Origin of the sequence: Dyella japonica, assembly GCF_040545895.1 — a bacterium.
Taxonomy (GTDB): domain Bacteria; phylum Pseudomonadota; class Gammaproteobacteria; order Xanthomonadales; family Rhodanobacteraceae; genus Dyella; species Dyella japonica_D.
This window is the reverse complement of the sequence record NZ_JBEPMU010000004.1, coordinates 95772-118849: the sequence shown is the minus strand read 5'-3', so window position 1 is coordinate 118849 and position 23078 is coordinate 95772. Positions and strand designations below refer to the sequence as shown.

Genomic DNA, 23078 nt, shown 5'->3' with positions numbered 1-23078 from the left:
AAGCGCAAGTTCATGCTGTGAGCGCTCCTGCATGCTTGTCATGTGAAAGGGGAATAGAGCCCGGAAACGCGTTAGGACCGCGGGGAAAGATGCCGATTGGATCGATCGCAAGTGCTAATCGCGGCTCATGCGTCGACTGATGCGCAATATTTTGCGAACGTGAAAAAGCACGTGCTGGCACCTGCGCATGCCGCCGAGGTCGCAAGAAAGCCTTCACATGAGATGGGCTGTGTCCGCGTCGTCGCCGAAGTGGCGACGCGAAGACGTCGCGATCAGATAAGCCGTTCGGCTTCCAGCTCGCTTTTCAGATACGCGTAGTAGATGGGCGCGGCGATCAAGCCGGCGAGGCCGAAGGCGGCTTCCATCAACAGCATCGCCACCAGCAGTTCCCACGCGCGTGCGCGGATCTGTCCACCAACGATGCGTGCGTTGAGGAAATACTCGAGCTTGTGGATGAGTATGAGGAAGCCGAGCGCCGCAATGCCCACGCCGAGCGAGATCGACAAACCGGCAATGGTGATGGCGGTGTTGGAAATGAGATTGCCGATGACCGGCAGCAAGCCAACGATGAAGGTGACCACCACCAGCGTCTTGGCCAGCGGCACGTGAATGTCGAGCAGCGGCAGCACGCCCAGCAGGAAGATGGCGGTGAACACCGTGTTGAGGAACGAGATCTTGATCTGTGCGAACACGATGTTGTGAAACGCCTCGGCCAGGCGTTGCGCGCGCAGGCCCAGCGCCGACGCAAGCGGACCCACCTGGTGCGCCGGCCGTGCGCGACTGAGCGCCACGATGGCGCCGAGCACCATGCCGATCAGGATGTGCACGAACACGCGGGCCGCTTCCTTGCCTATTGTCTGCAGGCTCACCGAATGCTTGCGCGTGAGTTCCAGCGCCATCAGGCGCAGATCATCCACGCTGTCCGGCAGCCAGCCGACCACGGAGGTGGGCAACTGTTCGCGCGCCTTTTCCACCAGCGGCATCAATTGCTGCTGCCACATCTGTTCGGGGTTGCCGATTTCATTGCGCAGGAAACTCACCGCGCTCAGGATCAGCAACACCAGCAAGCCGACCACGATGGTGCCCAGCAAGGCCACCACCAGCACGCGCGCGCGATCGCCGGGCACGCGCTTGCCCAGCAACGGCGCGGTGGACTGCACCAGTTCGTAGACGAGCAGACCGGCAAAGAGCGCCGGCAGCAATCGCAAACCCAACACCATCACCAGCGCGAGGCCGGCCAGCGCATAGCTCGTAATGCGGATGGCGGGCGACGGCGAGCGGACGTTCGAGGCGGGTTCCATGCAACTTCATGCCGGCAACGGGGATGCGTGCAGTCTGTCAGCAGACCATGACGGCCGCCAGCCTCGTCGACGGGCGGCCGTTATGCTTTCACGGGTCGCCTCGCCCAAGATCGCGGGCGACCGGTATGCCTGAGGTCTCTCACCTTCCGATAGAGCAGGTTTACTTGTTGCCATCCAACGGAAGGAACGGGATGGGTGCGTTGGCATAGATATGCTGCGGCAGTTCGCCATTCCACTTTTCCGCCTTGATCTTTTCGACCTCGATGCGGCGCAGTTCCAGTACATCCTTGCTCTTGGCCAGGGCCTCGCTTTGCGCTTTGAGGGCCTCAGCCTGGGCGTTGGCTGCCGTGACGGTGGCATAAGCCTCGCCATCTGCCTGGGCCTTGAGCGCATCGGCATCGGCCTGCGCGGTGACCACCTTGGCGCGCTGTTCGGCCTCGACCGTCTTCACCTTGTTTTCCGCGGCCAGGCGCAGCTGTTCCTGCGTCACCTTTTCGTTGATGGCGTGCATATAGGTGTCGGAGAACGAGAAGTTGCGCATGTCGATATTGATCACCTGCGCGCCGTACATGTTGAGTTTCTCCTTCAGCGCCTGGTTGATGTCGAACGACACCTGCGAACGCTTGGCGATCAGGTCCGGCGCGGAATAGCGGGCCGTCACGGCCTTGAAGACTTCCTGCGTGGCTGTCTGCACGTAGGAGGAAAGATCTCCATTATGGCTGTACTTCTCGTACACCTCGGACACACGGTCAGTCTGGATGCTGTAGCGCACGGTGAGGCTGACCTTGACGGGCTGCGTATCGCTGGTGCTGCCATCGGCTTCGTCGATCTGCGCTTCCTCGGCGCGAATACTGAAAAGCGCGAGCTTCTGCCAGGGCGGCACCACGACCAGGCCCTCGGGCTCGATCTTCTTGATGGCGCCGAACTGGGTCAGCACGCCACGTGATCCCGTAGGCACGGTGCGAAATGGCCAAAACGAGGTGATCAAGATGATCGCTATCACCGCGATGACCAGGTTACGCAGGAGCTTGATGAGGTTGGTGTTGCCGGGTGCAAGTGCTGGCATCGATGAACATCCTTGTGAAAAGAAAGAAGCGGCCACGGGTCGGGCGCGGTCTGTGCGCAGCCTGCGTTTCGGGCCGACGAGAGTGTGAGTTCAATTCCCCGCCGCGAATGTAGGGTGACGTCTCGCTGTCGTAAAGTTACGGGATCCTACGCACCCTGTTCTCTGAGGATTCTTCATGTCCGTTCGTTTGTCGGCGGCGCTTGCCGCCCTGGTCCTGCTTGCCGGTTGTTCCACCACCACGCCGACCAAGGCGCCTGCGCCCACGGCTCCCGTCGCACCCGTCGCTGCACCCGCGCCCACGACGCCGGCCGATGACAACCTCAATGCGGTCGCCTGGAGCCAGACGGCCATCGAGCACGACCTGATCTACCTGCAGACCTATCGCGATGCCCAGTCGCGGCTGCTCGCGGCCCTGGCCGACAAGCAGTGGGACGCCCTGCCGAAGGACGATCGCGTGGCGCCCGCCAAGGACCTGAAGCCGGCCGTGGTGCTGGATATCGACGAAACCGTGCTCGACAACTCGCCCTACCAGGCACGCCTGATCAAGAGCGGTGGCGAATACAACGAGGCCGATTGGGCCGCCTGGTGCAACGAACAGCGCGCCCGCGCCCTGCCCGGCGTGGTCGAGTTCACCCAGTTCGCCGCCAAGCACGGCATTGCCGTGATCTACATTTCCAACCGCGCCAAGGACCTGGACCAGGCCACCCTGGCCAACCTGCGCAAGGCGGGGTTGCCGGTATCGGGGCCGGAATCCTTCCTGGGCCTGGGCACGTTCGTGGAGGACTGCGAGCAGATCGGCACGGAGAAGGGTTGCCGCCGCCAGCTCATCAGCCACAAATACCGCGTGTTGATGCAGTTTGGTGACCAGATCGGCGATTTTGTGACGGTTCTTGCCAACAATGCCGACGGTCGCCAGAAGGCTATGAAGCCCTACATGGACTGGATCGGTACCCGCTGGTTCGTGCTGCCCAACCCGACCTATGGCGCATGGGAACCCGCATTGTTTAATAATGACTACACGGCCCCGCGCGACGAGCGCCGCCGCCAGAAGATCCAGTCGCTGCGTTTTGATTGATATTCATCGAATAAAAACAATCATTTACACGGCACAAGCTAAAGTATTGCTTTAAGTTTGACGGGGAAGTAACATCTTCCTCGCCAACACCTGCTGACCTTGATAATTCCGCAGGCAAGGCCATTTCCCTTCCGGCTCTGCCGGACTACCCCGTGAGGCCCAACGCCCGCGGGGTTTTCTTTTGGTGCTTCCTAAAGAGCGCTTGAACAGGCTCTCAACTTGGTGTCACGCCTCTTGTTCGCGCGGAGCCGACACCCTTACGCTCCGCCGACCGCCCAACCTCAGGTCGCCGGGCGCCGCCAAACGAGATTCCATGCGTCGCTCATCTGTCTACTACGCCGTTGGTGCATTCATTGCCCTGCTGGTGCTGGCCACGGCGGCCGCGTTGTTCATGACGTCGCACCACAAGCCCGTCGGTCTTGCGCCGGTGGTGGCCGGTGGCGATACGCCCGAGCAGTCGGTGCAGCAGTCGGTGGCGCTGATCAAGGCAGGTGACTTCGCCGGCTTCTGGAAGCACGCCCTGCCGCCGGCGGACTACGACACGCTGCGCGCGGACTGGACCCGCCCGCGCCCCGACGAGCATCCTCTGACGCCGGAAGACCGCGCCGACTTCGTCAAGACCATGAAGCAGCTCACCGAGCCGGACGCGGAGACCAAACTGTACGCCGTGGCCAAGCCGAAGCTCAGCCAGTTGCAGGCGCAGTACCAGGATCAGGTGCCGGTGATGATCGGCATCTTCCAGGCCATCGCCGCCACCGGCGTATCGCAGAGCAAGGACCTCACCAACCCGCAGAAGCAGCAGGCCACCGAGGTCATCAACGTGCTCGCGCCGTGGGCGCAGAACGTGCCGTGGTTCGACCAGACCCGCGCCAAGCAGGTGATCGGCATTGCCGTGGACACCGCCCGCAAGCTCGACCTGAAGACGCCCGAGCAGCTGAAGGCCATGGACTTCGACACGGCCATGCAGAAATACAGCGTCGGTTTTCTGGGCATCAAGCAGGCCCTGACGGTCTACGGCCTGTCGCTGGACGAGACGCTCGATTCGGTGAAGGTGAGCACGGTGGAAATCCGCAGCGGCCACGCCCACGTGAAAATCGACTACACCCTGCTCGGCAAGCCGCTTTCCACGCAATCGGACCTGATCCAGCAGGACGGCCGCTGGTACAGCGAAGACGTACTGCAGAACGTGCGCGAGGCACATGAGCGCCTGCTTGCGCCACCGGCACCGGCAGGCAGCGCGCCTACGCCAGCCACGGCGGCCAGCATCAATGCGCCGATCCAGGCGATGGCGCCCACGCCCGCCAAGCACTAAGCCTCCGCAAAACACCTTGTTTACTTCCGCTCCGGTAAAAGGCCGGAGCGAAGCCCATGGGCGCCGTTCGCCGATCACACTGCGACTTGTCGCGAACGACGCCGACCGCGCCCAAAAATCCCGGATCACCCGGGCCCACCAGTTACAATCAGGGGATGCTGAATATGTCGACCACGGACTCTCCCGCCCGTAGCCGCGCGCCCTGGTGGTTCAACCTGGCCGGGCAGTTGCTCGAACCCTGGATGCGCATCCGCCGCGATCCCGCCGAACCGGCTGCCCTGCTCAAGGCAGGCATCCCGGTTTGCTACGTGATCGAGCGCGACGGGCTTTCCGATGCCCTGATCCTGGAGCGCGCCTGCCGCGAGGCCGGGCTGCCTTCGCCCATGCAGCCGCTCTCCGGCACGCGCCGCAAGCGCTCGGTGTTCGCCCTGGCCCGCCGTGACGGCTGGCTGTTCGGCCGCAACCGCAAGCGTTCGCCGAATGAGCCGCTGGGCCAGTTGGTGCGTTCGCTGGAAGGCGACCCGGAGCGCGACGTACAGATCGTGCCCGTCTCCATCTACGTCGGCCGCGCGCCTACCCGCGAATCGGGCTGGTTCAGCGTGCTGTTCTCGGAAAACTGGGTGGTGGTGGGCCGCTTCCGCCGCATGCTGGCACTGCTGCTCAACGGCCGCGACACGGTGGTGCATTTCTCCACGCCGGTGTCGCTGCGCACGGTGGTGAACGAAGCGGGCGAGGTCCGCCCCGAACGACTCACGCGCAAGATCGGTCGTGTGCTACGCACGCACTTCCGCCGCATCCGCGCGGCGGTGATTGGCCCCGATCTTTCGCATCGCCGCACCGTGGTCGATTCGGTGTTGAACGCCGAGCCCGTGCGCGCGGCCATCGCGGCCACTGCCGCGAAGGAAAACATCAGCCAGGCCAAGGCGTGGCGTCGCGCGCACGATCTGGTGATGGAGATCGCCGCGGACTATTCGCATCCGGTGGTGCGCTCCGCCTCGTTCCTGCTCTCCAATTTCTGGAACAAGCTGTACGACGGCATCCACATGCACCACTTCGAGAAGGCCCGTGCCGCCGCACCCGGTCATGAAGTGGTGTACGTGCCCTGCCATCGCAGCCACGCCGACTACCTGCTGATGTCCTACCAGCTGCACATGTCCGGCGTGGTGGTACCGCACATCGCGGCAGGCGTGAACCTCAACCTGCCCGTGATCGGCCCGATCCTGCGTCGCGGCGGTGCGTTCTTCCTGCGCCGCAGCTTCAAGGGCAATGCGCTGTATTCGGTGGTGTTCAACGAATACGTGGCGCAGCTGATCGACCGCGGTGTGCCGATGGAATATTTCATCGAAGGCGGCCGCTCGCGCACCGGCCGCCTGCTCGCGCCGCGCGCCGGCATGCTGGCGATGACGGTGCGTGCCTTCCTGCGCGCGCCGCGTCGACCGGTGCTGTTCCAGCCGGTGTACATCGGCTACGAGAAGCTGATGGAAGGCAAGAGCTACATCGGCGAACTCTCCGGCAAGCCCAAGGAGAAGGAATCGCTGATCGGCCTGCTGCGCGGCCTGAAGGTGCTGCGCCAGCGTTATGGCCACGTGGCGTTGAATTTCGGCGAACCCATCGAACTCAATCCCATGCTCGATGCCGCCAGCCCCGACTGGCGCACGGACGACCCGGACGCCAAGCCCGAATGGCTGGGCCGCGTGGTGGATGACCTGGCCGACAAGATCCAGATCAACATCAACCGCGCCGCCGACGTGAACCCCATCAACCTGCTCGCGCTGGCGCTGCTCGCCACGCCCAAGCATGCGATGGCGGAAAACGACCTGCTCGCGCAGATCGAACTGATGAAGGCGCTGCTGGAAGAGCTGCCCTATTCCGATCGTATGACGCTCACCTCGATGGATCCGCCCGGCATCATCGCCTACGGCGAGCAGATGGGCTGGATCCGTCGCGTGCGCCATCCGCTGGGCGACGTGCTGGTTACCGAAGACGAGCAGGCGGTGTTGCTGAGCTACTTCCGCAACAACGTGCTGCACCTCACCGCCACGGCGGCGTGGGTGGCCTCGTGCTTCTTGAACAACCGCCGCATGTCGCGCGCCTCGGTGCTGCGCCTGGGCCGCATCATTTATCCCTTCATCCAGGGCGAGCTGTTCCTGCCGTGGGATGCCGACGGCTTCTGCACGCAACTGCAGGCCACCATCGATTTCTTCGTGCGCCGCGGCCTGCTCGAAGCCACCGGCGAAGGCCGCGTGCTCGAACGCGGACCGGGTCAGGACGATGCGGCCTTCCAGCTCAAGATCATCGCGCGCAGCCTGATCCAGGCGTTCGAGCGCTACTACATCACCATCGCCGCGCTGGTGAAGAACGGCCCGCACACGCTCACCTCGGCGGAACTGGAAAACGCCTGCACGCTCACCGCGCAGCGCCTGAGCATGCTCAACGAATTGTCGGCACCGGAGTTCTTCGACAAGGCGCTGTTCCGCGGCTTCATCCAGAAGCTGCGCGAAAACCGCATCGTATGGACCGACGACGCCGGCAAGCTCGACTACGACACCGGCCTGGAAGACATGGTGCGCGATGCGCGCGTGATCCTCGCTCGTGAAGTGCGCCACTCCATCCTCAAGATCACGCCCGGCGGCGACGGCGAGAAGGAACCGCCCGAGAAGCCACTGCCTGCCGATGCCACCAGCGAAGCGCTGCACGAACGCCATGTGACAGCCGAGCACCATGAGCATGCGCCGGTCGAGGCGACGGTGGTGGAGACGGTGACAGTGGAAGAGAGTGCGAACGGCGAGACGCAGTCGAAGGATTGAGGCCGCCTCGCGATCAGTCACTGCCCGCGTGCGGCAAATAACCTGGCGACCACCTCTCTCGTCGTCATCCCGGCGCAGGCCGGGAAGACGGCTCTCCTTTTGCGGCAACCCGCAAGATTCGGTAGGACGAACTGACCCGCACCTCGCCTCCCCATATAGGTAGATCGTCATGGGTCGGCCGCCCCGGTCTCACCCTAAGATGACCCCTTCATCCGGGGAGCTCATCATGATCACACGCGTTGCCTTCGCCATCGCTGCAGCCCTTGCGCTGCCCGCCGCCATCGCGGCCGAACCCACCCAGACGCCGCCCGACGTCACCGTGCTGCAATGTGCGCACATGGTCGATACCGCCGCCGGCAAGCTGCTGGGCGAGACCACGCTGGTGATCGAAGGCAAGCAGGTCAAGGAGATCAAGGCGGGCTACGCGGATTACAGCAGCTACGCCGATGCCGCCAAGGCCTCGGGCGCGAGCTTTCGCTTTCAGAAGTTCATCAACGGTACCTGCCTGCCGGGCCTGATCGACGCGCATACGCATCTCACCAGCGAAACCAGCCCGACCGGCTACACCGACCAGTTCCGCTGGAACGTCGCCGACTACGCCGTGCGTTCCACCGTCTACGCGCGCCGCACGCTGATGGCCGGCTTTACCGCGGTGCGCAACCTGGGCGACGCCAGCAACGAATCGATCGCGCTGCGCAACGCCATCAACGCCGGCATCGTGCCGGGTCCGCGCATCTTCACCGCCGGCAAGGCGATTGGCACCACTGGCGGCCACGCGGACCCCACCGACGGCTACCGCATGGACCTGGAAGGCGATCCGGGCCCGAAGGAAGGCATCATCAACAGCGTCGACGATGCCTACAAGACGGTGCGCCAGCACTACAAGGATGGCGTGGACGTGATCAAGATCATGCCCTCCGGCGGCGTGCTCGATGAAAGCAGCAGCGCCGACAACGCGCAGATGACCGTCGAAGAGATCAAGGCCGTGGTCACCGCGGCGCACGACTACGGCTTCACCGTGGCCGCGCACGCGCACGGCGCCGAGGCGATCCGTCGCGCCGTGCTTGCCGGCGTGGACTCCATCGAGCACGGCACCTTCATGAACGACGAGGACATGAAGCTCATGAAGGAACACGGCACCTGGTACGTGCCCACCATCATCGCCGGCAAGTACGTGCAGGAAATGGCCGCCAAGCCGGGCTACTACCCGCCGCAGGTGGCCGCCAAGGCGCTGAAGGTCGGCCCGATCATCCAGACCACCGCCGGCAAGGCGTACAAGGCCGGCGTGAAGATCGCCTTCGGCACCGATGCGGCCGTCTATCCGCACGGCCAGAACGCCAAGGAATTCGAATACATGGTGCAGGCCGGCATGCCGCCGATGTTCGTGCTGCAGGCCGCCACCACCCACGCCGCCGAACTGCTGCACAAGCAGAACGAGCTGGGCCAGATCGCGGTGGGCCGCATGGCCGACATCATCGCCGTGCCCGGCAACCCGATCGACGACATCACGGTGATGCAGAAGGTGAATTTCGTGATGAAGGGCGGCGTGATCTACAAGGCTGACGCGAGCGCGACAACGGACTGAGGCCGCGGGTCTGGGTTCCCGCTGGCGACCGGCACACTTTGCTACCCGCCATCCCGGCGCAGGCCGGGGTGGCGGGGCAAGGATTATCCAGTTGCACGCAACAAAGCCCGCGCCCCAATCCGCTACCATTAGCCCATGAACGACCAGCAGCCCAAGACCACCCATTTCGGTTTCCGCGACGTCCCGGTCGCCGACAAGCAAAAGCTCGTCGGCCAGGTGTTCACCTCCGTCGCGAGCAGCTATGACTTGATGAACGACCTGATGTCGTTCGGCATCCACCGCCTGTGGAAGCGCCATTTCGTGGCCGTCAGCGGCGTGCGCCGTGGCGATCGCGTGCTGGATCTGGCCGGTGGCACCGGCGACATCGCCGCGCTGCTCAAGCCGGTGGTGGGCGCCGATGGCGAGATCATCGTGGGCGACATCAACGCCGCCATGCTCGGCGTGGGTCGCGATCGCATGACGGACCGTGGCCTGGTCTCGGGCCTGCGCTGGACGCAGCTCAACGCCGAAGCCCTGCCGTTTCCGGACAACAGCTTCGACGCCGTGACCATGGCCTTCGGCCTGCGCAACGTCACCGACAAGGACAAGGCGCTGGCGGACATCTGTCGCGTGCTCAAGCCCGGCGGACGCGCGCTGGTGCTGGAATTCTCGCGCGTGCAGAGCGAACTCTTCAGCAAGCTCTACGATTTCCACTCCTTCAAGGTGCTGCCCAAGCTCGGCCAGCTCTTCGCGGGCGACGCCGACAGCTACCAGTACCTGGCCGAGTCGATCCGCAAGCATCCGGACCAGGAAACGCTCAAGGGCATGATGGAGCGCGCCGGCTTCGGCCGCGTGGACGTGCGCAACCTCAGCAACGGCATCGTGGCCATCCATCGCGGGTACAAGTTCTGATGCTTGCGATGGCCGGGGCGCCTGCGTGGCCGGCCATCACCGCGTGTCTGCGCGGCACGGTCTAGGATCGCTGGCCTGACGTCACGTGGAACCCGACACCATGACGCGGCCTTATCGCCAGTTCGCCCTTGTTGCCGCGTTGCTCGGCTGGTTCGGCCTTGCCTTGCAGCTGTGGTTCTCGATCCGGATGACGGAAGACAACGGCGGCACGGCGCTGGAAGGCCTGTGGCTGTTTCTCGGTTTCTACACCATTCTCACCAACCTGCTGGTGGCTGGCGTGCTCACGGCGGCGGTCACCGGTTCGCGCAGCCGATTGAGCCCATTCCTCACCAGGCCCGGCGTGCAGACGGCGGCGGCGATGAGCATCGTGATCGTCAGCGCGATCTACAACCTGATGCTGCGCCAGTTGTGGAGTCCGTCGGGCTGGTTGCTGGTGGCGGACGTGATCGTGCACGACGCGATGCCGCTGCTGTATCTCGCGTACTGGTGGCTGGCCGTGCCCAAGGGCGGACTGCGCTGGACGCAGGTGCTGGCGTGGCAAAGCTACCCCGCCGGCTATTTCTTCTATGTGCTGCTGCGTGGCGCGGTGAGCGGCTGGTATCCCTATCCGTTTCTCGACGTGCGCGAGCTCGGTTATGCGCAGGTACTGATCGATGCCATCGGCGTGCTGGCGGCTTTCATCGTGGTCGCGTTGCTGCTGGTGGCACTGGGACGATGGCAGGCGCGTCGCCAGCGTCATGCCATCGCTGACCTCGCCTGATCAGGCGATGCGAAAATCCTCGATCACCTCGCCGTAGTGCAGCGTTTCCGCTTCGTGCGCGCCATCGCGCCAGGGCTCGGCCAGCGCGGCGACGTACCACTCACGCATCGCCGGCAGCGCCAGCATGCGTGCCACGTATGCCGAGGCCGCGCCTTCCATGGGCAGGCCGTAGGTCTGGATGCGGAACACCACTGGCGCAAAGAACGCGTCGACGGCCGTGAAGGCGTTACCCGCGAGGAAGGGGCCGCCAAGACGCGCCAGTCCTTCGTTCCACAATTCGTTGATACGTGCGATGTCCGCCTTCAGCGCGGCGTCCACCTCGCGCAATCGCACGCGAACGCCGCAGCTCATGCCACACGCATTGCGCAATGTGGCAAAGCCCGAGTGCATTTCCGCCGCCGCGCAACGCGCCCACGCGCGCGCACCGGCATCGGACGGCCAAATGCCCGGATGCCGTTCGGCGAGGTATTCCATGATCGCCAGCGAATCCCATACGACGCTATCGCCGTCATGCAGGCACGGCACGCGGCCGTTCGGCGAGAACCGGCGAAAGGCATCCCAGTTCGAGCCTTCGCCGAACACCCGGAGCTGCTCGTCGAAAGGGATGCCCAGATGGGTCATCAGGACCCACGGACGCAGCGACCACGACGAGTAATTCTTGTTGGCGATGTAGAGCGTGGCCACGGCGGCTCCAGCGTGCGATCAGGTGTCGATGATCAGCAGCGTACCGCGACTGCCGCCCTCCACGCTGTGCGGCACACCGGCCGGAACCACATACAGCTCGCCCGCGCCCACCCGCAGGATCTCGCCCTGGATGCGCAACACCATCACGCCATCGAGCACGAGCAGGGCTTCGTCGTAATCATGGCTTTCCTCGGGATACGCCGCCTCGTCCATGCGCAACAGCTTCAGGCGTGCGTCGCCGAAGGCGGCAAGCACGCGTGAGGACCAGGCCTCGGGCAACTGCGCAGCGGCATCGACCAACCGGATCGGCATTATGGCTCAGTGCTGCTTGGCCGGCGAACCCACGACGGGCGCCGCTGCAGCCGCGCGGCGACGCGCGTTGGCCAGCACCACGCCGCCCACGGTGATCACGCCGCCCGCCAAGGTGAGCAGCGTCGGCCGTTCGCCCAGCCACACCCAGCCGATCAGCACGGCGATGGGCGGCGAGAAATAGATGAAGCTGCTCACCTGCGAAGCCGGCGCGCGCTGCAACGCAGCGTTCCACGCGATGTAGCCGATGAAGGTGGGCGCGATGCCCAGCCACAGCAGCGCGCCGATATGCGACGCTGGCGCATGCATCAACGCCTGCGGCAGATGCACGCCGAACGGCAGCGCAGCCAGCGTGCCGGCGAAGAACGTGAAGCCGGTGACGCCGAGCATGCTGTTGCGCGCGAACAACGGCTTCTGCCACACGAAGAAGATCGAGCAGGCCACCACGCTCACCAGCACCAGCGCGGCCATGGGTTCGATCTTCACGTCCTTGCCGCTGGTGAGCACCACCAGCACCACGCCGATCAGCGCAATGGCCAGGCCCGTGAGCGTGCGCGGCGACAAGCGTTCACGCAGCCAGATGGCCGACAGCGCCGCCGTCGTCGCGGGCACCAGCGAGATCAGGATGGCGGCGGTGCCGCTGGCCACGCGCGTTTCGGCCGTATTGAGGCACAAGTGGTACACGGTGAGACCGATCACGCCGAGCAGCGTCAGTTGCGGCCAGTCGCGGCGGGCCGGCAACGGCACCCGCTTCACGGCCAGCAGCACCGCGAAACACAGCGAGCCGATGGCCAACCGCGCCAGCGCCACTTCGCCCGGCGTGAACGAGGCCAGTGCATAAGCGATCGCGGCATAGGCCGACGACCAGGTAAGCAGGGCGATGCCAATGAAAGCGAGCGCGCGCCCGTCGAGGCGTTCGGTGTGCATGGGGGTAATTTTCCGGTGGCGAATGTTGCGCATCGTAAGTTCCGCCGCGTTTCGCTTGAATGATGAATCAGCGTAGGATGAGGATGTTTCGCCAACGAACGAAATGTCCATGAACGCAGTCACCTTTGAATCGAAACCGATTTGGGATGCCACGGATTGGCTGCTGCTGGAGGCCCTGCAGCAGGACGCCCGCCTGGGTTACGCCGAGCTGGGACGCAAGGTGAAACTCTCCGCACCAGCCGTGGCCGAGCGCGTGAAACGCCTGGAAGAAGCCGGGGTGATCGCCGGTTACCGGGCCGTGGTGAACCCGCGCAAGCTGGGCTATGAGATCGACGCCATGATCCGCCTGCGCTGCGATGGCGGCATTTGCGCCCGCGTGGGCGCGCTGGTGGCGGACATTCCCGAAGTGCTCGACTGCCGTCGCCTGGCCGGCGAGGACTCGGCCCTGCTGCGCGTGGTGGCCATGTCCATCCAGCACCTGGAAATCGTGCTGGACCGCCTGCTGAAGATCCATGCCAGCATCAGCACCACGACGCTCGTGGTGTTGCAGACTCCCCACGAGAACCGACCGCTTACCCGTACCATGTGGAATACGGCGCGCGCCCTGCTCGACGAATAGCCTTCGTTGCCAGGCTGGAAGACGACCAGCCACCGGGCTTCCGGCACGCATCTTGCCTCACCGTTGGATACCGCCAACTTCGAGCCAGTGGTAGCCGTCCGGACGCGCCCCATGGAAATCGCCCTACTCAACAAGATCATGGATCTCCTGTGGGATGCCATCTGTGTCGTGGACACGGAAGGGCGATACGTCTTCGTCAGTGCCTCGTACGAGCGCATCTTCGGCTACAGGCCGGAGGAAGTGATCGGCCGCCGCATGATCGAGCTGGTGCATCCGGATGACCGCGAAGCCACCATGGAAGTGGCCTCGGCAATCATGGCCGGCCAGCCGCAGTCGCACTTCCAGAACCGCTACATCCGCAAGGACGGCTCGGTGGTGCACATCATGTGGTCCGCGCGCTGGTCGGAACCCGACCAGATGCGCATCGCCGTGGCGCGCGACATCACCGCGCTCAAACGCGCCGAGTCGATGACCGCCGCGCTGCACGCCATCTCCGAGGCAGCCCACACGGCGGACAACCTGCCGGCGCTCTACGAGGAGATCCACCGCATCGTCGGCACGCTGCTGCCGGCGAACAATTTCTTCGTGGCGCTGTACGACCCTTTGCACGGCGAGCTGAGCTTTCCGTATTTCGTCGATGAGCACGACAGCGCACCACCCGCGCAAAGCATCGATTCCGGTTCGTTGACGGCGCAACTCATTCGCACCGGGCAGGCCTTGCTGGTCACCCCGGGCGCGCCATCCGATCCGTCGCTGCCTGTGATCGGCAGCGATGCGTTGCACTGGCTGGGCGTGCCGCTGTGCTCGCAGGGTTGCGCGGTGGGCGCGCTGGTGGTGCAGAGCTATTCCGATGCCACGCGCTACACCGAGGCCGACAAGGAACTGCTGCAGTTCGTGTCCACGCAGGTGGCCGCCGCTATCGAACGCAAACAGGCCGAGGCGCGGCTGCACCACATCGCGCGCCACGATCCGCTCACCGACCTGGCCAACCGCGACCTGTTCCACCAGCAGTTCGAGGCAGCACTGGAAAACGTGACGCGCTTCGGCGGCAACCTGGCCCTGCTCTATATCGACCTGGACAAGTTCAAGCAGGTGAACGACCGCTTCGGCCACCACACCGGCGACCTGCTGCTGTGCGAAGTGGCGCAGCGCATCCGCAGCCACCTGCGCGAAGGCGACGTGGTGGGGCGCATGGGCGGCGATGAATTCGTGGTGCTGCTGTGTCGCCTGCAATCGGTGGCGGACAGCATCCAGGTGGCCGAGAAACTGCGCGCCGCCATCAACACGCCGTTCCAGCTGGCCGATCGCACCTTGCACGCATCGACCAGCGTGGGCGTGGCGACCTACCCGCTGCACGGACGCACGTCGCGCGATCTCACGCGCGCCGCCGATGCGGCGATGTACCAGGTCAAGAAAGAAGGCGGCAACCGCGTGCGTGTGGCGATACTCACCGACCTGGCCGACGACGGCGAACGATCGAGTTTCGCTTCGCCGCACTGATGCACGCGCCAGCACATCGCCGGCGCGCCGATCAGAGCTTGAGGTAGATCTTCCTGCGATCCATCGCGTAGACGATCACCCACCACACCGCGACAAACACGATGGCATAGGCGAGCGACGCCACATAAGGTCCCGCCATCGGCGTGATCCAGCCGGCGAACGCGTGCTGATAGAGCGCGTCCTGCAGGCCAAGGCCCGGCAGCACGATCTGCATCAGCTCCGAACCCGCATAGGCCGCCACCGCATTCACGCCAAAGCGTCGCCCGACGGCCGGCCAACCGTGCTGGTCGATCAGCACGTGGAACAGCAGCAGCGCGAGCGTGGCCCAGCCCGCCGTCCACAACACGAACGACGACGTCCATAGGTTCTTGTTGAGCGGGAACACCAGCGACCACGCGAAACCCAGCAGCAGCCACGCGACGCCCGATAGCATCAGCGCCTTTCTGTTCTCCTCGCGCAGCCATTGGCCGGCACGCAAACCGAGCAGGCTGGTGGCAAGCGAAGGAAGGCAGCCCAGCAGGCCCTCCGGATCATGACCGCGACCCGTCGCCGGATCGATCAGATAAACCGTGTGACCGAAGATGGCGAAGTCGGTGCGGCTGACGATGTTGGCGAAGGGTTCGAGCGAACCGCCCGCCAACAGCAGCGCCCAATAGCCGAGCAGCAACACGGCGATGGTGATCCATTGCACGCGCGGCCGGGTGTAGATCGCGAACAGCGCCGCGCCCGCAAAGCACACGCCGATACGCTGCAGCACGCCGGGAAAACGCAGATGCGCATGCGGCATGATCCACCATGCCAGCACATTGATCGCCACACCAAGCAGCAGGATGCGCAAGCCGCGCTTCATGGCCGCGCGCGCGAGTGCGCCCTTGTCCGCGCCCTGCTCCACGCGCGGCCCGATGGCGAGCGCAATGGAAACGCCCACCACGAACAGGAAGAACGGAAACACCAGGTCCGTTGGCGTGCAACCGTTCCACTGTGCATGTTCGAGCGGCCAATACACGTGCTCCCAGTCACCCGGATCGTTGACCAGCAACATGAGCGCGACGGTGCATCCACGCAGGGCGTCGACCGAAGCGAGGCGACGAAGCACGCTGCTCAAGGCGCCGCCTTCTCGGCCGGCACCAGCGTCACGGCGCCCACGCCGTAGATCGGCCCCGTGATGGGCGAGGTGAATACCAGGCACAGGTCATGCGTGCCCGCCTGCTTCGCCATGGCGCCCTGCAGGGTGAACGTGGCCGGCTGATCGGTGGGCAACGGCAGCGAGGCCAGCGGCTTGCCCTTGCAGCTGTCCATGCGCACCACCAGTTCGCCCTGCGGCGTGGCCGACGTGTATGCCTTCACCAGCTTGGCGTCGTGCGCCAACTGGTAATTGCGCGGCAGCGTGGCCGTATCCACGCGAATCGCCGCCATGCCGTCCAGCTTCGCCGCGCGATACATGCGGCAGTTGTCGAACACGTTGATCAGGTATGTGGGCGCCATGCTGGTGGCGTCAGGCGTGGGCTGCACGCGCAGGCGGAAATCGCTGCCCGGGCAGTTCTCCAGCTCGCCGGTGCCACGTGTGCGCAGCGATGGCAGATCGAGCACGCGCGTGCGCACGTCGGCCAACGGCGTGCCGTCGGCAGCGAGCGCCACGGCCTTGATGGTCGTAGGCAGGTTCACGGCGAACGGACGCACGTACAACGGTGAGGAAGCATTCGGTTCGCTGCCATCGGTGGTGTAGTGCACACCGCCGTACTTCGCCTGGTTCGACAGCGTGACGTTCGCGTGGCCGCTGGCGATGGCCGCATTGCGATCGACCTCGATGGACGGCGCAAAGGCGCTGTCGGCATAGGCGATGTCCTGCATGCGATAGCGCGCCAGCTGCGACGGCAGGCGGTCGAGGAAACCGTGCCAGTCGCGTTCCTTTGCCGGCGTCCATGCGGCTTCGGACAATGCGTCCATGCGCGGGAACACGGCGTGCTCGACGTGACGCAGCGTGGGCATGTGCTCGGTCCACATGTTGGCCTGCATGCCGAGCACGTGTTTCGCCTGCGCTGCGTTCAACGCCTTGGGCACGGCCTCGAAGTCGTAGTAGCTCTTGAGCGACATCGATGGCAGACGACCGGTGGTTTCGTCGGGAAGATCGCTCTGCATCTGGTCGAGATAGAGTTGCGGCGCCGGCGACAGCACCACGTCGTGGCCTTGCTTGGCCGCATCGATGGCGCCCTGCGTGCCGCGCCACGACATCACCGTGGCGCTCGCGGGTATGCCGCCTTCGAGGATTTCGTCCCAGCCGATCAGGCGACGGCCATGCGCCGTGAGGTACCCACCCATCTGATCGATGAACCAGGTCTGCAGCGCATCCTCGTTCTTGATGCCCAGCGCGTGCATGCGCGCCTGCACGGCGGCCGATGCCTTCCACTGGTCCTTCACCGCCTCGTCGCCACCCACGTGGATATAGGTGGAGGGGAACAAGGCCATCACTTCGTCGAGCACGTTCTGCAGGAAGTGCACGGTGTTGTCGTCGACGTTGTAGAGGTACGGGTTCACGCCCCAGTCCGGCGAAACCGGCGGACGCGTGCCGGTGACGCCGAGTTCCGGATACGACGCCACCGCCGCCTGCGCGTGCCCCGGCATGTCGATCTCCGGCACCACCGTGATGTGGCGCTCGGCGGCGTACGCCACGATGGCGCGGATGTCGTCCTGCGTATAGAAACCGCCGTAACGGCCCGCCCCGGCCTTCTTGCCCAGCGTGGGCGGCGTGCGCCATGCACCGATGCGCGTGAGTTCCGGATACCGCTTGATCTCGATGCGCCAGCCCTGGTCATCGGTGAGATGCCAGTGCAGCGTGTTGAGCTTGTGTTGCGCCATCTGGTCGATGACGGTGCGCACTTCGGCCGGCGTCTGGAAGTGGCGCGCGGAGTCCAGCATCATGCCGCGCCACGCAAAGCGTGGTTCGTCGCGAATGTGCACCGGCTCCACGCGCACGTCGCCCGTTCCCGGCGACGGCGTCATCAGCTGCCATGCGGTGACGGCGCCATAGAACAAGCCGGCTTCGTCACGCGCCACGATGCGGATACCCGCACTGTAGACATCAAGCGTGTAGCCTTCCGGGCTTGTGATCGGGGCCTTCGGATCGAGCTTGAGCACGATCGCCCCGGCGTCGGCGTCTCCGGCCTTCACCTGCATTTGAAGATGACGCGTATGCGCCGTGAGCGAGGCAAGGTATTCCGCCGTGCGACGCGCGGCCGGATCGCCCGGGTCGACGAAGATGGTGGTCTGCGGCGTCACCGTGAAGCCTTGGCCCGAAACACTCAGCTGTGCCGGCATGGGGATCAGGTTCACCGGCGCGGCGCCATGGGCGAAGGCGCTGAGTCCACCCAGGGCAAGGGCCAGCACGTAGCGTGTCTTCTTCATCGTTCGTCTCGCTTGCGACGTCAATCGTGGGGAAGGCTGATGGCGAACAGGTACCACGCATCATGCGGCAACCATTGCTCGGTCCAGCGCCAGTCGTCGTCCTTGCCGGTCTGCGCGTAGCCGAGATCGAAGGCGATGCCTTCGTCGTCGGTGAGGCCGGCGGTGATGCCGTTGATGATCGCGCCCGGCGCGTTGGTGTACGCGTACGAGTCGAAGAACATGTACGGCGCGTTGCGGTGGCCGCTGCCCATCAGCATGCTGCTGTCGTACGGGTTGCGGCCGAGTATCCAGTGCAGCTGGTTCCAGGCGTAGGCCTGCAGCTGCTGCCGAAACGCTTCATCGCCGGCGCCGGTGTAAAGCGGCGCTGCCATGCGCGCCGCGGCGGCCAGCGAGGCGATTCGCGCGTTCTCGCCCTGCCACCACGGTGCCGCCTCGGTATCGTGCGGGAAGAAGAACGCCGTGCGCACCCGGCCATCGCCACCGCGCACCAGCTGCCGTGCATAACCGAACGGGTTGTTGACCTCGCCCGTGACGGCAAGCTCGGCGGCGAGCGAACGCTTCACGATGTCGCGCACCTTCGCCTGGCGTTTCGCATCGGCGATGCCCGCGTATTCCACCAGCGCCACCACCGGCAGCCCGGCATCCGAAGGATGGAAGAACGGACGCGTGCCATCATCCGCGCGCCAGTAGTCGCGATGGCCGCCGTGTGTGATCAACCGCGCGAGGAGATGATCGGCCCGTGCATCCGCCGCCTTTCGCCAAGCCTCGTTGTGCGTGGTGCGATAAAGCTCCACCGCAGCGAGCAAGGCGCAGTAGTCGTCGGTGATGTTGTCCTTGCCGTCGTTGGTCAGCTCGCGATTGTGCGCGTCAAGAAAACGGTAAGCGTCTTCCGCAGCCTTGAGGTAATCCTTCGAGGTGAAATCGCCGTCCACGCCGGTGCGCGCAGCGAGTGCGAGCGTGGCGATGGCCATGCCGCCGCCGGCGCGGAAGCTCGCCTCGTAGGCATGCGGGCCATGCGCAGGTTCGTCGACGCGCTCGGTATGGTCGCCGGGCTTCAGCTTGATCTGCGTGCGCCAGTTCGGATCGCCGATGCGGCGGTCTTGCGGCAGCTTGCCGGGGCCGGGACCGTCGATGGACTGATAGAACGAGCCATCGGGGCGCTTGTCGCGCACCAGGAAATCGGCGCCGAACAAACCTTCGTCGAGCAGGCGACGGTCGTACTCGCGGAAATTCTTGTCGTTGCGTGATTCCAGCTGCTGCCAGGTGCGCAGCAGGCTCCACGCGGCGAGCGGCAACTGCTGGGTGTTGAAGTAGCTGGTCGGATTCTGGTGCGACAGGTGGATGCCGTAGTCGCCCGTGGCGTCGTACCAGCCACCGTGGATATCGAGCGTTCCCGGCGTGCCGTCGGGATGCGGAAGATGCGTATCGGCCTTGTCCAGCAGACCGCTGGAACGCTGGCCCTTGAAGTAGTAGACGACGTTGGAGAGCGTGTTCCTCTCGAGCACGTTGTCCTGCACGTCGAATGTCCACGAACGCCATTCGCGACCGCCTTGCGGCAATTCAACGTAGTAGTGGCCGGGTGTACGCACCATGCTGAAATCGGCGATGGCGTAGCCGTCATCGCTCCATCGGGCCACCTTGCCCGTGGGCGACAGCGTGCCCTGCAGTGCGACGGCACCGGTATCGGCATTTACCACGCGAAAAGCCTGCGCGGACGCTGCCGCGTCGCCGGTGACGATGGCTTGCTTGATCGCACCGGTGTCGTAACCCACCTGGTCGACCAGCACCTTCCCTTCCGATGCGGCCGCGCCGTGCGCGACGAACACCAGCAAGGCAACCGCAAGAACACGACGTTGCATCATGCCATCGACTCCAGCAGGTTCTTGGAACAGCGGCTTTCCGATCCCCGAAGAAAAATCGGGCCCGGCAAGTGTGCCGGGCCCGGTGGCGGGGAGGAAGCCTTAAGTTAGATCTTGAAGCGCAGGTTCAAGTAGTACTGGCGGCCATTGACGTAGAACGCATACGGCTGCTTGCCGTACTTGTCGCTGGGCGTGTAGTACTTGAGCTTGGGGTTGTTGAGGTTCATGGCGTCCAGAGTGAGCGACAGCCACGAGTTGATGTTGTAGCCGAACGATGCCGCCAGGTTGCCGATGCCGTCCTGGTAGAACGTGTCGGTGCGGCTCACGCCGGCGTAGAACGACGAACGGTACGTGTAGCTGATGCGGGCGTTGAACATCTGGTTCTCGAAGTAACCGGACACGTTGAACGTGTTCTTCGAGGTGCCCTGCAACGGCGCGCCGTTGTCCGCCGAACCGCTGGCGTAGGTGTAGTTGGTCTGCACGCCGAAGTTGTCGCCGATCGGCTGGATGTAGTTCAACTCCACGCCCTTCACGTGACCATCGACGTTGGTCGGCACGCTGACCTGGTACGTCGAGAACACATCGCGGCCGGCCGTGTTGCTGGCCTGCTGGTCCTTGAACTGGATGTTCTGGTTACCGAAGTTGATGTAATCGCTCAGCTGCATGTTGTACACGCCGGCCGACACGAGGCCACGCGGAGCGAAATACCACTCCAGCGACGCATCGAAGTTGGTCGAGATCAGCGGCTTGAGCTGCGGATTGCCGCCGGTGCCGGTGTGCGTGAGGTCGTCGAGCGAGTACGAACCGGCCAGTGCCGAGTAGTCCGGGCGCGTCATGGTCTGCGAGCCGGCGAAGCGTGCCAGCAGGTCGTCCGTCAGGCTGTACCGGAAGTTGAAGCTCGGCAGCAGCTTGTCGTAGCTGTGCTTGTACGTGTTCTTGTAGTAGTCGCCAAACGCGGAGCCCGTGATCGGGCCGGCCACGGTGTAATTGGACACCGCGCTGGAGTTGTAGTTGATGTCTTCCTTGGTATAGACGTAACGGAAGCCCGCGTTGGCGCTCCAGCGTTCACCGGAGAAGTTGGCCTGCAGGTAAGCCGCCGTGTCCTTCTCGTTGACCTTGTAGATGTTCTGCCAGTTGAAGCGCGTCACCGGATCGCGGTTGGCGTACTTCGCATCGAACGCGGCGAGATCACCCTCGCTGTAGTACCAGGCCGGACCGGGGCCATTCACGCCCAGATCGCTGTTGAAGCTGCCCGGATAGTTCTTCCAGCTGGTCGGATAGTTGGCCGGATTCTGCCAGTCGCCGGTCGGACCCTGACCGATGTCGGTCTTGTTCTCACGGGTGTGATCGGAATAGCGAATGCCGAAGTCGAGCGTGCTCAGCGAAATCGGCGAGCTGTCGAAGGCGTATTCGCCGTCGGCCTGGAAGAAGTTTTCCTTGTCCTTCACGTGGATGTTCTGGTCGCCGAAGATCCAGCCAGCCGACGGAATGATGCCCGACGGCGTGGTGTTGTCGCCGCCGATCGACCAGTTGGTCGGATTGCCCGTGCCACGCATGCCCCAGCTCGCGCCGGCGCCGGCGCCGAAGCCCAGCTCGCTGACGTTCTGCTCGTCGCTGTTGCCCTTGCCCTGCGTGGTACCGACCTGGCCGGTGAAGGTCAGGTGGTCGGTGGCGCGCCATTCGGCATCGAGCGTGGTGAACGCGGAAGACGACGAAGCGCCCGGACGCGAGATCTGGTCGTACACGCCGTACGGCGTATCGGCGCACAACACGGCCGACGAGGTAGCAGTGGCGGGCGTGCAGACGTCGGTGGCCGACGGCTTGCCGAAGTTCGCGTTGGTGAGGACGTTGCCCTTCACCTGATAACCCGGCTGCAGCTGCGCGCCGCTGGCGACGAACTTGCTCGTCCACAGCATGTAGTTGCGGTTGAAGTTGTCCGCTTCCAGCTTGGAGTAGAAGCTGTCGAGGTTCAGCGTGAGGTTGTCGAGCGGCTTCCACTCGATGTCGATCGTGCCGCCCTTGCGGGTGCGCGTCTGCGTGAACAACGTCTGGCCGATCAGGTTCGGGTAGTACTTGCCCGCCAGCTCCGGGTGCGCCACGGCAATGGCATCGGTCGCGCCGATCTGGCTGTAGCCGCCCACGATTTCCTGGCCATCGCGCTGCAGGCTGCGCTTCTCATAGAAGCCCTGCGCCATCACACCGAAGGTGTTGTCGTCGCTCTTCCAGTTCACCAGGCCGTTGAACTGCGGCTTGGTATCGCCCGGAAGATCCGCATACACGCCACCGATCGACGCCTGTGCGGTGAACGGCTTGGCGAACTCCAGCGGCTTGCGCGTGGTGATGTCCACGGTGCCCGCGCTGCCGCCTTCCTGCAGCTTGGCTTCGGACGTCTTGTGCACGGTGACTTCGCTGACGATTTCCGACGGCAGCAGGCTGTAGCTCACGCTGCGGCCCACGGTCTGCACCTGGCTCAGCACGAACCAGTCGCCGGTGCCCACGGTGTGACCGTTGACGAGCGTCTGCGTCATGCTCGGGTTGGTGCCACGCAGGCTCACGCGATCGTTCTCGTCGAAACCGCCTTCGCTGGCGCTGGACGAGCTGATGTTGATGCCGGGCAGGCGCTGCAGCGTGTCGGCCACGTTCTTGGCCGGCAGCTTGCCGATGTCTTCGGCGGTGATCACTTCGATGTGCGAGTTAGCGGCCTTCTTGAGGTTCAGCGACTCGGCTTCCGAATCGCGGATGCCGACCACGGTGACCGTGCCGAGCTCTTTGGCCTTGGCCTTTTCGGCGGTGGTCTGTGCGTTGTCCTGGCCCGATGCGGCCGGCTGCGCCGCAGGCGTGTTGTCGGCGGCATAGAGCGAACCGGACAGACAGAGTCCGGCGATGATGCTGGCGGCTAGTAGAGTCTTGCGGTGTGACATGGTGTCCTCCCCTCGAAGGCGTTTTCTGCAGCGGATGTTGTGGGTCGTCCGGCTGCGGCG

At 64.6% G+C, this 23078-nt stretch carries 17 protein-coding genes; 8 read left to right on the top strand and 9 right to left on the bottom strand.

The features are described from left to right. Nucleotides 1–272: 272 nt before the first annotated feature. Nucleotides 273–1301, bottom strand: a complete 1029-nt coding sequence (locus ABIC75_RS13830; RefSeq protein WP_354014458.1) for an AI-2E family transporter — start codon at nucleotides 1299–1301, stop codon at nucleotides 273–275. A 160-nt stretch (nucleotides 1302–1461) separates the two neighbouring features. After that, on the bottom strand, nucleotides 1462–2367 hold the full coding sequence (locus tag ABIC75_RS13825) for a prohibitin family protein (RefSeq protein ID WP_354014457.1): 906 nt from the start codon (nucleotides 2365–2367) through the stop codon (nucleotides 1462–1464). A 175-nt stretch (nucleotides 2368–2542) separates the two neighbouring features. Between ABIC75_RS13825 and ABIC75_RS13820 the strand changes: the two genes are divergently transcribed. From ABIC75_RS13820 to ABIC75_RS13795, 6 genes are all read left to right on the top strand, one after another. Next, nucleotides 2543–3442, top strand: coding sequence for a 5'-nucleotidase, lipoprotein e(P4) family (locus ABIC75_RS13820; RefSeq protein ID WP_354014456.1), 900 nt, complete (start codon nucleotides 2543–2545; stop codon nucleotides 3440–3442). Between the two features lie 313 nt (nucleotides 3443–3755). Next, entirely contained in the window at nucleotides 3756–4754 is a 999-nt protein-coding gene (locus ABIC75_RS13815) for a hypothetical protein (protein ID WP_354014455.1), read from the top strand. Nucleotides 4755–4909: 155 nt separating this feature from the next. Continuing rightward, nucleotides 4910–7561 carry a glycerol-3-phosphate 1-O-acyltransferase PlsB gene (gene plsB / locus ABIC75_RS13810; RefSeq protein WP_436407931.1) on the top strand — a complete coding sequence of 884 codons (2652 nt, stop codon included), beginning with the start codon at nucleotides 4910–4912 and terminating at the stop codon, nucleotides 7559–7561. Between the two features lie 226 nt (nucleotides 7562–7787). Beyond that, nucleotides 7788–9146 carry a metal-dependent hydrolase family protein gene (locus tag ABIC75_RS13805; RefSeq protein ID WP_354014453.1) on the top strand — a complete coding sequence of 453 codons (1359 nt, stop codon included), beginning with the start codon at nucleotides 7788–7790 and terminating at the stop codon, nucleotides 9144–9146. Between the two features lie 135 nt (nucleotides 9147–9281). Next, the gene (gene ubiE / locus ABIC75_RS13800) at nucleotides 9282–10037 is read left to right on the top strand and encodes a bifunctional demethylmenaquinone methyltransferase/2-methoxy-6-polyprenyl-1,4-benzoquinol methylase UbiE (protein ID WP_354014452.1); all 756 of its coding nucleotides are present in this window, start codon (nucleotides 9282–9284) and stop codon (nucleotides 10035–10037) included. Nucleotides 10038–10137: 100 nt separating this feature from the next. Continuing rightward, nucleotides 10138–10797: a Pr6Pr family membrane protein gene (locus ABIC75_RS13795; protein ID WP_354014451.1), complete on the top strand. Its 660-nt coding sequence runs from the start codon at nucleotides 10138–10140 to the stop codon at nucleotides 10795–10797. Here the strand turns inward: ABIC75_RS13795 and ABIC75_RS13790 are convergent, their stop codons facing one another. From ABIC75_RS13790 to ABIC75_RS13780, 3 genes are read right to left on the bottom strand one after another with little or no spacing between them, the layout of a single operon-like run. Then, a complete protein-coding gene (locus ABIC75_RS13790; RefSeq protein WP_354014450.1) occupies nucleotides 10798–11481 on the bottom strand; it encodes a glutathione S-transferase family protein in 684 nt (227 codons plus the stop codon). 18 nt (nucleotides 11482–11499) lie between these two features. After that, the gene (locus ABIC75_RS13785; protein ID WP_354014449.1) at nucleotides 11500–11793 is read right to left on the bottom strand and encodes a cupin domain-containing protein; all 294 of its coding nucleotides are present in this window, start codon (nucleotides 11791–11793) and stop codon (nucleotides 11500–11502) included. 6 nt (nucleotides 11794–11799) lie between these two features. Beyond that, nucleotides 11800–12717 (bottom strand): DMT family transporter, encoded by a 918-nt coding sequence (locus ABIC75_RS13780; protein ID WP_354014448.1) that lies wholly within the window; start codon nucleotides 12715–12717, stop codon nucleotides 11800–11802. A 109-nt stretch (nucleotides 12718–12826) separates the two neighbouring features. Between ABIC75_RS13780 and ABIC75_RS13775 the strand changes: the two genes are divergently transcribed. Together ABIC75_RS13775 and ABIC75_RS13770 are read left to right on the top strand one after the other, a co-directional pair. Continuing rightward, nucleotides 12827–13336 (top strand): Lrp/AsnC family transcriptional regulator, encoded by a 510-nt coding sequence (locus ABIC75_RS13775; RefSeq protein ID WP_354014447.1) that lies wholly within the window; start codon nucleotides 12827–12829, stop codon nucleotides 13334–13336. A gap of 111 nt (nucleotides 13337–13447) precedes the next feature. Beyond that, a complete protein-coding gene (locus ABIC75_RS13770) occupies nucleotides 13448–14836 on the top strand; it encodes a sensor domain-containing protein (protein ID WP_354014446.1) in 1389 nt (462 codons plus the stop codon). Nucleotides 14837–14867: 31 nt separating this feature from the next. Here the strand turns inward: ABIC75_RS13770 and ABIC75_RS13765 are convergent, their stop codons facing one another. From ABIC75_RS13765 to ABIC75_RS13750, 4 genes are all read right to left on the bottom strand, one after another. Then, nucleotides 14868–15941, bottom strand: coding sequence for an acyltransferase family protein (locus ABIC75_RS13765; protein ID WP_354014445.1), 1074 nt, complete (start codon nucleotides 15939–15941; stop codon nucleotides 14868–14870). Beyond that, nucleotides 15938–18238, bottom strand: a complete 2301-nt coding sequence (locus ABIC75_RS13760) for a family 20 glycosylhydrolase (protein WP_354014444.1) — start codon at nucleotides 18236–18238, stop codon at nucleotides 15938–15940. The genes ABIC75_RS13765 and ABIC75_RS13760 overlap by 4 nt, the downstream gene beginning before the upstream one ends. Before the next feature lie 20 nt (nucleotides 18239–18258). Then, nucleotides 18259–20100: a glycoside hydrolase family 9 protein gene (locus ABIC75_RS13755; protein WP_354014443.1), complete on the bottom strand. Its 1842-nt coding sequence runs from the start codon at nucleotides 20098–20100 to the stop codon at nucleotides 18259–18261. Between the two features lie 104 nt (nucleotides 20101–20204). After that, nucleotides 20205–23018 (bottom strand): TonB-dependent receptor, encoded by a 2814-nt coding sequence (locus tag ABIC75_RS13750; RefSeq protein WP_354014442.1) that lies wholly within the window; start codon nucleotides 23016–23018, stop codon nucleotides 20205–20207. Between the last annotated feature and the right edge of the window lie 60 nt (nucleotides 23019–23078).

Bases quoted from the DNA above. Each gene is read 5' to 3' on its own strand.
- ABIC75_RS13805 (WP_354014453.1), top strand. From the start codon at position 7,788: ATGATCACACGCGTTGCCTTCGCCATCGCTGCAGCCCTTGCGCTGCCC.
- ABIC75_RS13760 (WP_354014444.1), bottom strand. From the start codon at position 18,238: ATGAAGAAGACACGCTACGTGCTGGCCCTTGCCCTGGGTGGACTCAGC.
- ABIC75_RS13750 (WP_354014442.1), bottom strand. From the start codon at position 23,018: ATGTCACACCGCAAGACTCTACTAGCCGCCAGCATCATCGCCGGACTC.
- ABIC75_RS13770 (WP_354014446.1), top strand. From the start codon at position 13,448: ATGGAAATCGCCCTACTCAACAAGATCATGGATCTCCTGTGGGATGCC.
- ABIC75_RS13830 (WP_354014458.1), bottom strand. From the start codon at position 1,301: ATGGAACCCGCCTCGAACGTCCGCTCGCCGTCGCCCGCCATCCGCATT.
- ABIC75_RS13755 (WP_354014443.1), bottom strand. From the start codon at position 20,100: ATGATGCAACGTCGTGTTCTTGCGGTTGCCTTGCTGGTGTTCGTCGCG.
- plsB (WP_436407931.1), top strand. From the start codon at position 4,910: ATGCTGAATATGTCGACCACGGACTCTCCCGCCCGTAGCCGCGCGCCC.
- ABIC75_RS13815 (WP_354014455.1), top strand. From the start codon at position 3,756: ATGCGTCGCTCATCTGTCTACTACGCCGTTGGTGCATTCATTGCCCTG.
- ABIC75_RS13785 (WP_354014449.1), bottom strand. From the start codon at position 11,793: ATGCCGATCCGGTTGGTCGATGCCGCTGCGCAGTTGCCCGAGGCCTGG.
- ABIC75_RS13780 (WP_354014448.1), bottom strand. From the start codon at position 12,717: ATGCACACCGAACGCCTCGACGGGCGCGCGCTCGCTTTCATTGGCATC.
- ABIC75_RS13820 (WP_354014456.1), top strand. From the start codon at position 2,543: ATGTCCGTTCGTTTGTCGGCGGCGCTTGCCGCCCTGGTCCTGCTTGCC.
- ABIC75_RS13775 (WP_354014447.1), top strand. From the start codon at position 12,827: ATGAACGCAGTCACCTTTGAATCGAAACCGATTTGGGATGCCACGGAT.
- ABIC75_RS13825 (WP_354014457.1), bottom strand. From the start codon at position 2,367: ATGCCAGCACTTGCACCCGGCAACACCAACCTCATCAAGCTCCTGCGT.
- ABIC75_RS13795 (WP_354014451.1), top strand. From the start codon at position 10,138: ATGACGCGGCCTTATCGCCAGTTCGCCCTTGTTGCCGCGTTGCTCGGC.
- ubiE (WP_354014452.1), top strand. From the start codon at position 9,282: ATGAACGACCAGCAGCCCAAGACCACCCATTTCGGTTTCCGCGACGTC.